Source organism: Streptomyces sp. NPDC014861 (genome assembly GCF_043081625.1).
Classification (GTDB): domain Bacteria; phylum Actinomycetota; class Actinomycetes; order Streptomycetales; family Streptomycetaceae; genus Streptomyces.
Map to the genome: position 1 here is coordinate 66,862 of NZ_JBIBWV010000003.1, position 12,194 is coordinate 79,055.

Here is a 12,194-nt window from a genome sequence, read left to right on the forward strand (position 1 = left end):
AGTTGACTCGTGTCAGTGAAACGTGTCACCAGTTTTATTTCAACTCTTGACGTAAAGAGCGGCGGCACTCGACTCTGTATCCCGTCTCGCCCAGCGGCCGCCGCAAGCACCGGCCCACGCACCCTCCAGGAGCCGCCCGATGACCCCTTTCGGTCCCCTCGTCACCACCACCCTCGGCCCCGTCCGGGGCGAGCGCCGCGCCGACGGCACCTGCCGCTTCCTCGGCATCCCCTACGCCGCCCCGCCGGTGGGGGAGCTGCGGTTCGCCGCCCCCGAACCGCCCGAGCCGTGGACCGAGCCGCTGGACGCGACCGCCTACGGGCCGACCGCCCAGCGCCGCCCCTTCGCCGAGGTCACCACCATCCCCGAGCCCAGCGTCCCGGGCGCCGGCGTCCTCAACCTCAACGTCTTCACCCCCGACACCGCCCCCGCCGAGGGCCTGCCTGTCCTCGTCTGGATCCACGGCGGCGGCTATGTCGCCGGCTCCGCCGCCAGCCCCTGGTACGACGGCGCCGCCTTCAACCGCGACGGCGTCGTCCTCGTCTCCGTCGGCTACCGCCTCGGCGTCGAGGGCTTCCTGCACCTGGAGGACGCCCCCGACAACCGCGGCGTCCGCGACTGGATCGCCGCCCTCACCTGGGTCCGCGACAACATCGCCGCCTTCGGCGGCGACCCCGCCAAGGTGACCGTCGCAGGCCAGTCCGCGGGCGGCGGCGCCGTCCTCACCCTGCTCTCCGTCCCCTCCGCCCGCGGCCTCTTCCGCGGCGCCCTCGCCGTCTCCGGCGCCGTGCTGCGCCCCGACGGCCCCGAGACCGCCCGCGCCGCCGCCCGGCTCTTCACCACCCGCACCGGCCTCCCCGCCACCGCCGAGGCCCTGCGCGACCTGAGCGACGACGCACTCCTCGCCCTCCAGGACCGGCTCGCCGAGGACGGCCCCGACCGCGCGGGACTGCCCCCGATGCTCACCCTCGCCCCCTTCGCGGACGGCGACCTCGTCCCCGTACCGGTGGCGGACGCCCTCACCACCGGCGACGCCGGAGCCGACGTACCGCTCCTGCTCGGCTTCACCGCCGAGGAGTTCGCGATGGTCCCCGGGCCCGGCGAGGACGGCCCGCCGCTCCCGCTCCTCCTCGGCGCGCTGGGCCTCGACCCGGAGCGCACCGGGGAGTTCGCCGCCGCCCACCCGGACGTGCCCGAGGAGGCTCTCTTCGGGCGGGCGCTCACGGACGTCGTCTTCCGCGCCCCGAACCTGGCCGTGGCCGACGCCCGCGCCGCCCTCGAACGCCCCACCTGGCTCTACGAGTTCGCCTGGCGATCGCCCGTCCTGGGTCTCGCCGCGCACTGCCTGGACCTGCCGTTCGCCTTCGATCTCCTCGACGCCGAGGGCGTCCCAGAGGTCGTCGGACCCACTCCGCCGCAGGCCCTCGCCGACGCCGTGCACCGCGCCTGGGTCGCCTTCGTCACCGACCAGGACCCCGGCGCCGACTGGCCCCGCTACACAGCCGGCGCCCGCGCCACCCGGGTCTGGGACACCGAGAGCCGGATCGAGACCGACCCGGTCCGGCACGTCCGCGACCTCTGGCTCGACTGACCGGCGCCGAAGGGGACTTCGCGCGCCGACGCCCGGGCCGCACCTCCGGCCCGGGCATCACACGCTGTTCATGTCCCGTGCATGGAACGCCGCCGGATCCGCGCCGATGATCGACCGAGCGCGCCTCCCCGCACCCCGCAGCGGGGAGCGCGCGTCCCCGGCGCCCGGACCTCGTCGACCACACCTCGTGGGCCCTCGCCCACGTCACGGTCCTCCGGGCCTGACCGGGGACCTGACCGAGGGGCCGGCCGGGACGCGGGCGGCTCTCAGCCCTCGAAGCCGACCGTCCCGTCCGGGAGGACCGCCTCCACCCGCGCCCCGTGCTCGACCGTGCGGCTCACCGTGCAGAACTTCTCGTGGGTGAGCCGCACCCCGCGCGCGAACACCTCCGCCGCCTTCGGGTTGGAGTCCGGCAGGTCGAACTCGTAGCTCACCCGGACCCGCCCGATCCGGCCGTCGTCCTCCGGCGTCGACACCGACTCCACGACGATCCGCAGCTCGTCGTGGTCCACGGCCCGGGCCGTCCGGTCGATCACCAGGCCGCCGCAGCCGCCCATCGCCGCCAGCAGCAGCTCCACCGGCGTGAACGACGGCTGCGCGCCCTCGTCGTCGGCCGTGGCCATCAGCACCTCCGCGCCCCGGTCGTTGCGGGCGGTCCACCGCCGGTACCCGGTGCGGACGGTCTCGACGCGGTAATCGGCCATGGGGGAGCGCTCCTCGGCTGGGCTCGTACGTGTGTCCCCGTACGCTACGGCGCCGCGGCCTCCGGACCCCACCCGACCGGCCGGGCGTCAGCGCGCCGCCGCCCGCTCCCGCACCATCCGGGCCCGCGCCCCGGCCCCCTTCCGCCGCCCTTCGGGACGCCCGGTGGACACCGGGCACCCCGGTCCGGGAAGGGCGTGCTGGAATACGGCCCATGGACGCCTCCGACCGCCTGTGGATCCGCCCCTTCCCGCCGATCGACCCGGACACCCCCGAGGTGCTCCTCGCCGTCGACCACGCCTCCGCCGACCCCGCCGAGCGCATGGTCTGCGCGCTCCTCAACCGGGGCCACGAGGGCCGGGAAGGCGTCTTCCACCTCCTCCCCGACGACCTCACGGCCCGCTACCGGCGCACCGGCGGCCGGCTCGCCGTGACCCTCCTCGCGCCCCGGGCCGTGGTGGCGGCCGACGTGGCCGACCGGACCGACGGTCTGCGCGACCACCTCGACGCCCTGCCGCGCGACCCCCTCGACCCCGGTCGCGTGGTCCTCCTCCACCGCGAGACCACCACCGATTTCGTGCCCGCCGCGGAGGGCGACGAACGGCAGCCGGTCCTCCTCCTGGACCACGTCGGCGGCTCCGCCGGCCCCGACGAGCTGGCCGGCCTCTTCGAGAACGGCGGGACGACCGTCACCGTCGTCCCCGCCACCGAGCACCCCGCCCCCTGAACGGCCCCCACCGCCCCGGGTGAGTACCGGCGCACCCCGACATGAGTACACCGGCGGATCCGTCGCGGCCCCCGGGCGGCTGGAATGGAGCCATGACCCTCCGTATCCCGCGCCGCCCCCGCACTCGGCTTCGGTCCCGGTCCCTGCGCCGCGCCTCCGCCACCGGGACCGCCCTCGTGGTGGCGCTCGGGCCGGTCGTGGTGGGTGCCCTGCTGGCCCGTTCGGTCGGCGGCGATCCGATGGTCTCCGTCAACGCGCTCATCGCCGGCGGCGGTCAGCGCGCCCGGGTCTCCCGGCACCACCTGCGCGGCTGCCGGAGCCGGATGAACGCCCGGCCGATCCACGCCGTGCGGGGTCTGACGGCCAAGGCGCGGCCCGCGGCCCTCCGGAGCCCGGCGCCGGACAGCGGGCTCACCCTCGTGACCGTACGGCGGTCCAGGCGCGCCGATCCGCTCGGGCGGTCGCGTCGAACACCGGTCGAACAGCGTCCGAAAACCGGCAGACCTGACGGAAAGTGTCTCTGACCAGCACGCTTCCCGCGCGGTTTCCTCACCGAAGCGGCCCCACCGGACGCCGGGATGCGCGATGATCGCCCCCGCACCCGAGAAGGACCGGGCCCTCGGGGCCGGTACGGCAGCGTCGAAAGGCACCCCTCATGGCCAGGCGACATCCCGCGCGCGCGTCCGACCGGAGCCCCCTGCCCGCGGACCCGCCGACCGATCCGCCCCGCCTCGGGCGACGGCGCTTCCTCGGCTACGTGCTCGCGGCGCCCACACTCACCGTCGCCGCCCAGGTCGGTGCCGAGGCGATCGCCCCGACGGCCGCGGAGGCGGTCGTCCCCTCGCTGCCGGGTCCGGCCGAACTCCTCGACCTCAACGACCTGTTGACGACGGCCGCGCTGCCGACCAGCCACCTCATCACCATCCGGATCGACCCCGACGGCACCGCCCACTTCGCGCTGCCGCGCGCCGAGGTCGGCCAGGGCGTCACCACCTCCTCCGCCATGCTCATCGCGGAGGAGCTGGACCTTCCCCTGGAGAAGGTGAGGGTCACCCTCGCCGACGCCCGCCCGGAGCTGCTCTTCAACCAGCTCACCGGCGGCTCCAACACCACCGTCTCCACCTACATCCCGATCCGGGTCGCCGCCGCCGTCGCCCGGGGCCGGCTCCTGCACGCCGCCTCCCTCGTCCTAGGCGACGCCGTCGCCACCCTCACCACCAAGGCCGGCACGGTCCTCTCCCCGGCCGGCGCGGTCCTCGGCTACGGCGAACTCGCAGCCCGGGCGGCGGCCGTGACGGACACCGCCGTCGCCGTCGCCCTCAAGGACCGCGAGGACTTCCGGGTCATCGGCACCGCCCGCCGCCGGCTCGACGCGCTCGACGCCGTCACCGGCCGCAAGAAGTTCGCGATGGACCTCCAGCCGGCGGGCGCCCTGCCCACCATGATCTGCCGCCCGCCCACCATCAACGGCACCGTCCGCTCCGTCGCCAACCTCGACGCCGTGCGGGCCATGCCGGGCGTCACCGACGTCGTCACCGTCTCCACGGGCGTCGCCGTCCGCGCCCGCACCTTCGGCCAGTGCGTCGACGCCGTCCGCGCCCTCGACGTCGACTGGGGCCCGGGCACCGCCGAGGACGCCACCGACGCGACCGTCCTCGCCGAGCTGCGCCGGGCCGAACTCCCGCTCGTCGTCCCGCCGCTCCCGCTCCTCACCAAGGCCGTCGACGCCCGCTTCACCTTCCACTTCGCGAGCAACAGCGCCCTGGAGACCAACTGCGCCATCGCGGACGTCCGCCCCGGCTCCGCCGAGGTCTGGGGCTCCCTCAAGGCCCCGATCGTCGCCCAGGAGCAGATCGCGCTCCGTCTGGGGCTGCCGGTCTCCGCCGTGAAGGTGCACGTCACGGAGGGCGGCGGTTCCTTCGGCCGCAAGCTCTTCCACGACGCCGTCCACGAGGCCGTCGAGATCTCCCGGAAGCTCGGCAAGCCGGTGAAGCTGATGTGGCACCGCACCGACGACTTCCGGCAGGGCCGTACCCACCCCATGTCGACCTCGCGGGTCCGCGCCACCTACTCGCTCGGCGAGGTGCTGACGTACGAGCAGCGGCACACCTCGGTGGCGACCGACTTCGGGCACGGCATCGGGGAGGTGCTGACGGCGGAGGCGGCCCGGCTGCCGGTCGCCGATGCCGCCTTCTCCCAGACGATGTTCCAGCTCACCCAGATCAGCCCCTACCACCTCGGCGTCACCACCCAGCTCCTGTCCGAGACGGACAAGGGCTACAACACCGGCTCGATGCGGAACATCTACTCGCCCGACGTGCGCACGGCGCAGGAACTCGTCGTCGACGAACTGGCCCGCCGGCTGGGCGAGGACGCCTACGACCTGCGCCGCCGCCTGATGAAGGAGTCCCGGGCGCGCGCCGTCCTGGACAAGGTCGCCCAGCTCGGGCGGTGGGGCCGGCCGATGGCGCCGGGGACCGCGCAGGGCATCGCCGTGCACCCCGAGTACCACTCGTACGTGGCCGTGCTCGCCGAGATCGACTGCCGGCCCGCGACCACCGGGCGCGCGGTCCCGGACGCGTACACCGGCCCCCGCGTCACCAAGGTGGTCTGCGCCGTCGACGTCGGTCTCGCGGTCAACCCGCGCGGCCTGGAGGCGCAGATGATGGGCGGCATCTCCGACGGCATCGCCCTCGCCCTGACCTCGGGGCTGCACCTGGAGGACGGCGCCTTCCTGGAGTCCAGCTGGGACAACTACTACTACACCCGGCAGTGGAACACCCCGCCCGAGCTGGAGATCGTCGTCATGCCGCCCACCGGCGACAAGCCCGGCGGCGCGGGCGAGCTGGCGGTGGCGGCGGCGATGGCGGCCGTGGCCGGCGCCTACGGCCGGGCCACCGGCACGATGCCGACCGTCTTCCCGGTCAACCACACCGCCCCGCTCACCTTCACGCCCCCGCCCGCCGTCCCGCCGGTGCCCGCCTCCCCGACCGACGGCCGCGACCGCGTCCTCCCGTAGTCCAAGGCCTATCGAGATCCCCGGAGTTCTCCGTGCCCCAGCACACCTTCATCCTGAACGGCAAGGCCGTCACCGCCGAGGTCGAGTCCGACGTGCGCCTCCTGTGGGTCCTCAGGGACGTCCTCGGCGTCACCGGGCCCAAGTACGGCTGCGGGGTCGGCGTCTGCCGGGCCTGTACGAGCCACCTCAACGGCAGGGCGTTCACGCCCTGTGCCGTCCCCGTGGGCCGGCTCGCCCCCGAGGACGAGGTGACCACCATCGAGGGCCTGCCCGAGACGGCCGGTGCCGAGCTCCACCCGATGCAGGAGGCCTGGCTCGACCTCGACGTCGCCCAGTGCGGCTTCTGCCAGCCCGGGCAGATCATGGCGGCCGTCGACGTGGTCCGCCGGGCCAGGGAGGCCGGCCGCGAGGTCACCGAGGCCGACCTCGACGCGCTCCGCAACATCTGCCGCTGCGGCACCTACCACCGGATCCGGCAGGCGGTGCTCGAAGGGGCCCGCCGCATGCCCTGACGGCCTCACCCTGCCGGGCACGCGCGAGGGCCCCCGTCGCGCTCGCGGCGGGGGCCCTCGGCAGGGAGGGTCAGACGGCGGGCGGGACCCGCGACGGCCGGCCCGAGCCCCTGGTCAGGACATAGCCGCCGATCCCCGCGAGCGCGGCGAGGACGCCGCCGGCCGCGGTCCAGATCCAGCGGTCGGACCACCAGCCGGAGGACCAGCCGTCCTCGGGCGCGGCGGCCTCCACCGCGGTGCGGCGGCCCGCCTTCTCCTCGGCCTCGGCCAGTTCGGCGGTGGTCGCGCCCGGCACCAGCGGCGCGGCGAGCGCCCCGTCGGTGGCGTACGCCCCGCCCCGGTCCGAGACGTCCACGCCGACGCGCGCCGAGAACGGCTGCCCCAGGTCCTCCTCCGGCAGCCCGGTCACGGTCAGCCGCACGAAGTAGCTGCCCGGCAGCGGGTCGTCCGCCCAGGCGTCGGCGGAGGCCCGCACCGGCCGCAGCACACAGGCGAGCTCCAGCGCGCCCGTCTCCTTCGGCGCCGTACGGGCCTGCATGCCGTACATGCACGGCTGACGGCGCCGCAGCCCGTCGTAGACGTCCACCCGCCAGGTGGCGGCGCCGTGCCGCAGGCTGCTCTTCGGCAGCGTCACGGTCGCCCTGACGGTGGGCCGCTCACCGGTGTCCGCCGGGAACACCCAGTACAGGTAGTCGCCCGTCGAGGCCTGCGCGGTGGCCTCCTGGCCCGGCCGGAAAGCGGCGGCGGTACGGAAGGTGGTGCCGGCCTCCGTGGGGCCCGCGGAGGGGGCCGCCGAGGGCGTGGGCGTGTCGGCGAGGGCGCCCGGCGCGGCCGGGCCCAGCAGGGCGGTGCCGGCCAGCGCGGCCGCCGCGAGCATCCGTGCGGTACGCATCAGTGGGTCCTCCAGACGGCGAAGCGCCAGCGGGACAGCCAGCCCCAGATCAGTCCGGCCAGGAAGCCGGCGAGCACCAGCGCGCCGAGCAGCCACCAGCCGCGGCCGAGGCCGAAGGAGGCCACGTCCGAGGCGTCGGCGGGGCCGTCCACGACGTCCACGGTCAGCTCGATCGGCATGCCGGGCGTGGTCTTCACCGACGGCGGGGCGGAGAAGGAGTTGCTGACCTGGAGGCAGACGGTCTCGGCGGCGGGCTTGGCGTCCCCGGCCTCGTCGTCGTCCAGGTCGGGCTTCGGGTAGCGCAACCCGGTCGAGATGACGTCGGTGCGCCCGTCCCCGGCCTCGGAGCCGCGCACGATCTCGCGGCCGTACTGGGTGACGGCCCGCAGCAGCACGCCGTAGTCGTCGTTCACGGCCCGGTCGGCGGAGACGCTGACGGAGGCGCGGAGTTCCTGGCCGGGCAGCAGGTCGACCTTGTACCAGCGGTGCTCGCCGAAGCTCTGGCGGTCGGTGTAGAGGCCGGCCTTGAGCTGCGGGGCGTCCGCGCACTGCCCGGTGCCCTCGGTGGCGACCGGGGTGACGACCGGGTCGGCCGCGCGGTCCACGAGCTGCCGGACGCGCCGGGAGAGGTCCTCGGTGCGGTGCACGGAGGTGTACGTGCCTCCGGTGGCCTCCGCGATGCACGACAGCTGCTGCCTGGTCTTGGCGTTGGGCACCAGGCCGAGGGTGTCGATCACGAGGTTGATGCCCTGGTCGGCGATCTCCCGGGCGATCTGGCACGGGTCGATCCCGCAGGTGTCCTCGCCGTCGGTGATGAGGACGATCCGCTTGGTCGCCCTGTCGGTGCCGAGGTCCTTGGCGGCGCCGCGCAACGCCGGGCCGATCGGGGTCCACCCGGTGGGGGCGAGGGTGGCGACGGCGGTCTTGGCCTCGGTGCGGTCGAGCGGACCGACCGGGTACAGCGCCCGGGTGTCCTTGCAGCCGCGCGCGCGGTCGTTGCCCGGATAGTCGGCGCCCAGGGTGCGGATGCCGAGCCGGACCTCCTCGGGCACCGCGTCCAGGACCTCGTTGAAGGCCTGCTTGGCCGCGCTCATCCGGGACTTGCCGTCGATGTCCTTGGCGCGCATCGAGCCGCTGACGTCGAGGACGAGCTCGACCTTGGGGGATTCGTCGTCCGCCGGCCCGTCGGCGGACGCACTCGTGGGGAGCAGCGCGGCGGTCAGGGCGACGAGCAGCGCACAGGCCCCGGTCGCCAGCCGTTTTCTCGTGATCATCGGCGGATCGTATTGATGATCCTCCGACAAACCAAAACCGGGGGCCGGCTCCCCGCCGAGCGGGCAGCCGGCCGGGCGGTCCTGACGGGTTACCAGATCGCCTCGACCCACTCGGGGTGGTCGATGAACGGGTTGCGGTTGCCCTGGTAGGTGGAGTGCACGAGGTCGTTGCGGCGCTCCTCGAAGGCGCTCGGCGGGTCCTGCTCGTTCCACTGCTTCAGGACCGAGAGCCGGCCGTGGTAGGGCACGCTGCCGTTGGAGGTCGACTCGTTGGCCTCCAGGTTCGGCCAGCCGTCGCCGCCCTCGTACCGCACGGCCATGTAGAGGATCATGCGGGCCACGTCGCCCTTGTCGGCGGCGCGCGGCTCGAAGGAGTTGGAGTCGGTGTAGCTGCCGGGGGCGCCGCTCACCGGGCTGCCGCCGTTGTCGAAGTCCTTGTTGCCGCGGGTGCTGTTCACCTGCACGTCGCAGGCGCGCAGGTGGTGCAGGTCGGTGCCGGGGCCGGCGGAGGTGCCGAAGTTCCCGTGCGACTGGGCCCAGGTGTGCTCGCGGTTCCAGTTGCCGACGGCGCCGCCGTTGAGGCTCTTGCTGCGGGAGACGCCGCTGTACAGGAGCACGACGTTGGAGGAGTTGTTGGGGTCCTGGTCGAGGGTCTTGAGGGCGTTCCAGACCGCGTCGTAGGAGATCTTGTCCTGGTCGCTGATGATGGTGTGCAGCGCGGACTTGAGGCTCGCGCCGGTCTTGCCGATCGCGTTCTTGTAGTACGTGGAGTCGTAGGCGTTCGTGGTGGCGGCGGCGGGGGACGCCGTGACCGCGGGGAGGGTGAGTCCGACGACGGCGGCGGAGACCGCCGCCCAGACCTTCCAACCGCGTATCCGAGCAACCGACATGGGGGGCCCTTTCCGGGGGACGGCACGCGGGCGGGCGCCGTCCCCGCGGCTCGGGGGAGCGGCGCTCTACGCGTGTTGACTGCGTGTCATCCGGGAGAGTGGCACGGGGGAGGTGCTTGTCGTGTTACGGACAAAGAGCCATTCGGTGACGTTCTCGCATACACGGCCACCGCGGGCGCGCGGATCGCGTCCCTTCCGCCTCAGCTGCCCCGGAGGTCCACCGGCATCCCCTTCGGCTCCTTGATCCGCTTCATGATGATCTGCGAGTTCACCTCGGTGACCCCGGCCAGGGCCGTCAGCTGTTCGATCCACAGCCGCTCGTACGCGGACAGGTCCGCCACCGCGATCCGCAGCAGGCAGCCGGGGCTGCCGAACAGCCGGTACGCCTCGATCACGTCCGGGATCGACTGGAGCGCCTCCTCGAACGCCTCCACCGTCTCCCGGTCCCGCTTCACCTCGACCGAGACCAGCACCTCGAAGCCGCGCCCCACCGCCTCCGGGTCGATCACCGCGCGGTAGCCCCTGATCACCCCGTCCTGCTCCAGCTGGCGCACCCGGCGCAGACAGGGGGAGGGGCTCAGGCCGACCCGCTGGGCCAGTTCCTGGTTGCTCAGCCGGCCGTCCTGCTGGAGCTCGCGCAAGATGTGGAGATCGATTCGGTCCATGGCGCAATTATCTGCCAAGCTGAAACATTTCTGCCACTACCTTCGCAATCGCATGCTCCCCCTGTTGGCCTACCGTTGCGGGCTGGGTCACGGAAACGCCGGACCCGTGGAAGCCAGGGAGGCGACGGCCATGCAGCGGACGAACGACGGAACCCCGCGCCGGATCGTCGTCATCAGCACCGGCGGCACCATCGCCAGCCGCTGGCAGGGCACCGGTTACGCGGCCGACGCCTCCGGCGACGACGTCCTCGCCACCGCCCCGCTCCCCGAGGGCGTGACCGTCGAGGTCCGCGACCTGTTCAACGTCAACAGCTCGCTCCTCACCGCGGCCCACCAGCTCGCGCTGCTCCGCACGGTCCACGAGACGCTGGCGGACCCCGGCGTCGACGGCGTCGTCGTCACCCACGGCACCGACACCCTGGAGGAGACCGCCTTCCTCCTGGACCTCCACCACGCCGACCCCCGCCCGGTCGTCCTCACCGGCGCCCAGCGCCCCTTCGGCACCGGCGACGGCGACGGCCCCGGCAACCTGTACGACGCCCTCCAGGTCGCCGCCACCGTCCGCGACCTCGGCGTCCTCGTCGTCTTCGACGGGCGCGTCCACGCCGCCCGCGGCACGGTGAAGACCCGGACCCTCGCCGCCGACGCCTTCGCCGACCCCTCGGCCGACCGGCTGGGCCGCGTGGGCTTCTCCCGCGTCGACGTCGACCGCCTGCCCGACCGCCCGGCCGTCCTCCCGCTGCCCGCCGCCGCCCGCACCGCCGACCCGGACACCACCGGCCGCGCCGGACTGCCCCGGGTGGACGTCGTCTTCCACCACACCGACGGCGACCGGCTGCACTTCGACGCCGCCCTCGCCGCCGGGGCCCGCGGCATCGTCCTGGTCGCCACCGGCGCGGGCAACGCCACCCCGGAGATCGCCGAGGCCGTCGCCGAGGCCACCGCCAGGGGCGTCCTCGTCGCCGTCACCACCCGCGTCCCGGCCGGCCCGCTCGCCGAGATCTACACCGGCGGCGGAGCCGTCGACCTGGTCGCGGCGGGCGGCCTCCTCACCGGCACCCTCCGGGCCGGCCAGGCCCGCATCGCCGTCCTCGCGGCCCTGCTCGCCGAGACGGACGGCGACGACCCGGCCCGCCGCACCGCCCTCCTTCGCCGCCTCCTCGAAGGCCCGGTCCGCGACGAGCCCACCCTCGCCACCGGCACCTCCCGCGAGGCCGCCCCCGTCCCGGCCCGCGCCTGACTTTCCCTGATCACCGGCTCGCGGGCGTCGACTTCCCCCTCCTCCGCCCGCGAGCCGGAAACGACCCGGCGCTTTCGCCGTGCCGGAAGCGACCCGGCGTCCCCGCCGAGCCGGAAACGACCCGGCGCTTCCGTCGTGCCGGAAACGACCCGGCCCCCCGCCGAGCCGAAAGCACCCCGGCGCACCCGACCGTGCGGCGCCCCCGCCGGAGACCGCCCGGCACCCCCGCGCCGCTCCGGGTGCGGTGACGGACCCGCGCGGCCCGTCGAGCTGAGCCTGGCCGCCCACGCCGAGGTCCGCCCCCGGCGGTACCCGCCGGTCCGCGCGTACCTCTGCGGCGAGTGGCCGCGCGACGACTTCGAGGCCGGCCTCACTCCCGCCCCCGCGCCCTGCCCCGACCTGGCCCGCTCGTCGTGACGGCCCGCGCCGGCGACGGCCGCGCCGACGACGCCCCGCCGCGGGAAGCTCCGGAAGGAGCGCCGCGGCGGCCTCGTGCTTCGCGCGGATCCGACCGTCCCGCAGGGGGGTGAGGACGCGGGCCGGGGTGAGCGGCACGTTCCGCGTGCCGGAGCACCGGCCCGTGCTCGCGGCGGCCCGGGAGCGGTGCCCGGCGGGGGAGTACGGCGGGGGAGTACGGCTCCCGGGTGGACGAGCCGCCCGCGGCGCGCGGGCACGCCGCGTA

General features: G+C 74.7%; 12 protein-coding genes and 1 pseudogene. 7 read left to right on the forward strand and 6 right to left on the reverse strand.

What is annotated here, in order from left to right; genetic code table 11:
* The first annotated feature begins 139 nt into the window (after positions 1-139).
* Positions 140-1,591 (forward strand): carboxylesterase/lipase family protein, encoded by a 1,452-nt coding sequence (locus tag ACF1BN_RS07060; protein WP_392330554.1) that lies wholly within the window; start codon positions 140-142, stop codon positions 1,589-1,591.
* 266 nt (positions 1,592-1,857) lie between these two features.
* Here the strand turns inward: ACF1BN_RS07060 and ACF1BN_RS07065 are convergent, their stop codons facing one another.
* Positions 1,858-2,295 carry an OsmC family protein gene (locus ACF1BN_RS07065; protein WP_392330555.1) on the reverse strand — a complete coding sequence of 146 codons (438 nt, stop codon included), beginning with the start codon at positions 2,293-2,295 and terminating at the stop codon, positions 1,858-1,860.
* A 212-nt stretch (positions 2,296-2,507) separates the two neighbouring features.
* Here ACF1BN_RS07065 and ACF1BN_RS07070 point away from each other — a divergent pair, with 212 nt between their 5' ends.
* From ACF1BN_RS07070 to ACF1BN_RS07085, 4 genes are all read left to right on the forward strand, one after another.
* A complete protein-coding gene (locus tag ACF1BN_RS07070) occupies positions 2,508-3,020 on the forward strand; it encodes a hypothetical protein (RefSeq protein ID WP_392330556.1) in 513 nt (170 codons plus the stop codon).
* A 92-nt stretch (positions 3,021-3,112) separates the two neighbouring features.
* Complete coding sequence (locus ACF1BN_RS07075) at positions 3,113-3,544, forward strand: hypothetical protein (RefSeq protein ID WP_392330557.1); 432 nt, start codon at positions 3,113-3,115, stop codon at positions 3,542-3,544.
* 131 nt (positions 3,545-3,675) lie between these two features.
* Complete coding sequence (locus tag ACF1BN_RS07080) at positions 3,676-6,039, forward strand: molybdopterin cofactor-binding domain-containing protein (protein ID WP_392330558.1); 2,364 nt, start codon at positions 3,676-3,678, stop codon at positions 6,037-6,039.
* 32 nt (positions 6,040-6,071) lie between these two features.
* Complete coding sequence (locus tag ACF1BN_RS07085) at positions 6,072-6,551, forward strand: (2Fe-2S)-binding protein (protein ID WP_392330559.1); 480 nt, start codon at positions 6,072-6,074, stop codon at positions 6,549-6,551.
* A 70-nt stretch (positions 6,552-6,621) separates the two neighbouring features.
* On the opposite strand, the gene ACF1BN_RS07090 is transcribed toward ACF1BN_RS07085, so the two are convergent.
* The 4 genes from ACF1BN_RS07090 to ACF1BN_RS07105 all read right to left on the reverse strand — a co-directional run bounded on the left by ACF1BN_RS07090 (position 6,622) and on the right by ACF1BN_RS07105 (position 10,272).
* Positions 6,622-7,443, reverse strand: coding sequence for a hypothetical protein (locus tag ACF1BN_RS07090; protein WP_392330560.1), 822 nt, complete (start codon positions 7,441-7,443; stop codon positions 6,622-6,624).
* The gene (locus ACF1BN_RS07095) at positions 7,443-8,717 is read right to left on the reverse strand and encodes a VWA domain-containing protein (protein WP_392330561.1); all 1,275 of its coding nucleotides are present in this window, start codon (positions 8,715-8,717) and stop codon (positions 7,443-7,445) included. Before ACF1BN_RS07095 ends, ACF1BN_RS07090 begins: the two co-directional genes overlap by 1 nt.
* Positions 8,718-8,806: 89 nt before the next feature.
* Complete coding sequence (locus tag ACF1BN_RS07100) at positions 8,807-9,607, reverse strand: endonuclease I family protein (protein ID WP_392330562.1); 801 nt, start codon at positions 9,605-9,607, stop codon at positions 8,807-8,809.
* Between the two features lie 200 nt (positions 9,608-9,807).
* The gene (locus ACF1BN_RS07105) at positions 9,808-10,272 is read right to left on the reverse strand and encodes an Lrp/AsnC family transcriptional regulator (RefSeq protein ID WP_376603324.1); all 465 of its coding nucleotides are present in this window, start codon (positions 10,270-10,272) and stop codon (positions 9,808-9,810) included.
* A 130-nt stretch (positions 10,273-10,402) separates the two neighbouring features.
* Between ACF1BN_RS07105 and ACF1BN_RS07110 the strand changes: the two genes are divergently transcribed.
* The gene (locus tag ACF1BN_RS07110; RefSeq protein WP_392330563.1) at positions 10,403-11,512 is read left to right on the forward strand and encodes an asparaginase; all 1,110 of its coding nucleotides are present in this window, start codon (positions 10,403-10,405) and stop codon (positions 11,510-11,512) included.
* A 135-nt stretch (positions 11,513-11,647) separates the two neighbouring features.
* Complete coding sequence (locus ACF1BN_RS07115) at positions 11,648-11,929, forward strand: hypothetical protein (protein ID WP_392330564.1); 282 nt, start codon at positions 11,648-11,650, stop codon at positions 11,927-11,929.
* 48 nt (positions 11,930-11,977) lie between these two features.
* On the opposite strand, the pseudogene ACF1BN_RS07120 reads toward ACF1BN_RS07115, so the two are convergent.
* Positions 11,978-12,067: pseudogene (locus ACF1BN_RS07120) on the reverse strand (hypothetical protein); the annotation flags it as partial.
* Positions 12,068-12,194 lie beyond the last annotated feature (127 nt).

Excerpts from the sequence above, each read along its gene's own strand:
- ACF1BN_RS07065 (WP_392330555.1), bottom strand. The coding sequence starts at position 2,295 with ATGGCCGATTACCGCGTCGAGACCGTCCGCACCGGGTACCGGCGGTGG.
- ACF1BN_RS07110 (WP_392330563.1), top strand. The coding sequence starts at position 10,403 with ATGCAGCGGACGAACGACGGAACCCCGCGCCGGATCGTCGTCATCAGC.
- ACF1BN_RS07070 (WP_392330556.1), top strand. The coding sequence starts at position 2,508 with ATGGACGCCTCCGACCGCCTGTGGATCCGCCCCTTCCCGCCGATCGAC.
- ACF1BN_RS07080 (WP_392330558.1), top strand. The coding sequence starts at position 3,676 with ATGGCCAGGCGACATCCCGCGCGCGCGTCCGACCGGAGCCCCCTGCCC.
- ACF1BN_RS07100 (WP_392330562.1), bottom strand. The coding sequence starts at position 9,607 with ATGTCGGTTGCTCGGATACGCGGTTGGAAGGTCTGGGCGGCGGTCTCC.
- ACF1BN_RS07090 (WP_392330560.1), bottom strand. The coding sequence starts at position 7,443 with ATGCGTACCGCACGGATGCTCGCGGCGGCCGCGCTGGCCGGCACCGCC.
- ACF1BN_RS07060 (WP_392330554.1), top strand. The coding sequence starts at position 140 with ATGACCCCTTTCGGTCCCCTCGTCACCACCACCCTCGGCCCCGTCCGG.
- ACF1BN_RS07105 (WP_376603324.1), bottom strand. The coding sequence starts at position 10,272 with ATGGACCGAATCGATCTCCACATCTTGCGCGAGCTCCAGCAGGACGGC.
- ACF1BN_RS07095 (WP_392330561.1), bottom strand. The coding sequence starts at position 8,717 with ATGATCACGAGAAAACGGCTGGCGACCGGGGCCTGTGCGCTGCTCGTC.
- ACF1BN_RS07075 (WP_392330557.1), top strand. The coding sequence starts at position 3,113 with ATGACCCTCCGTATCCCGCGCCGCCCCCGCACTCGGCTTCGGTCCCGG.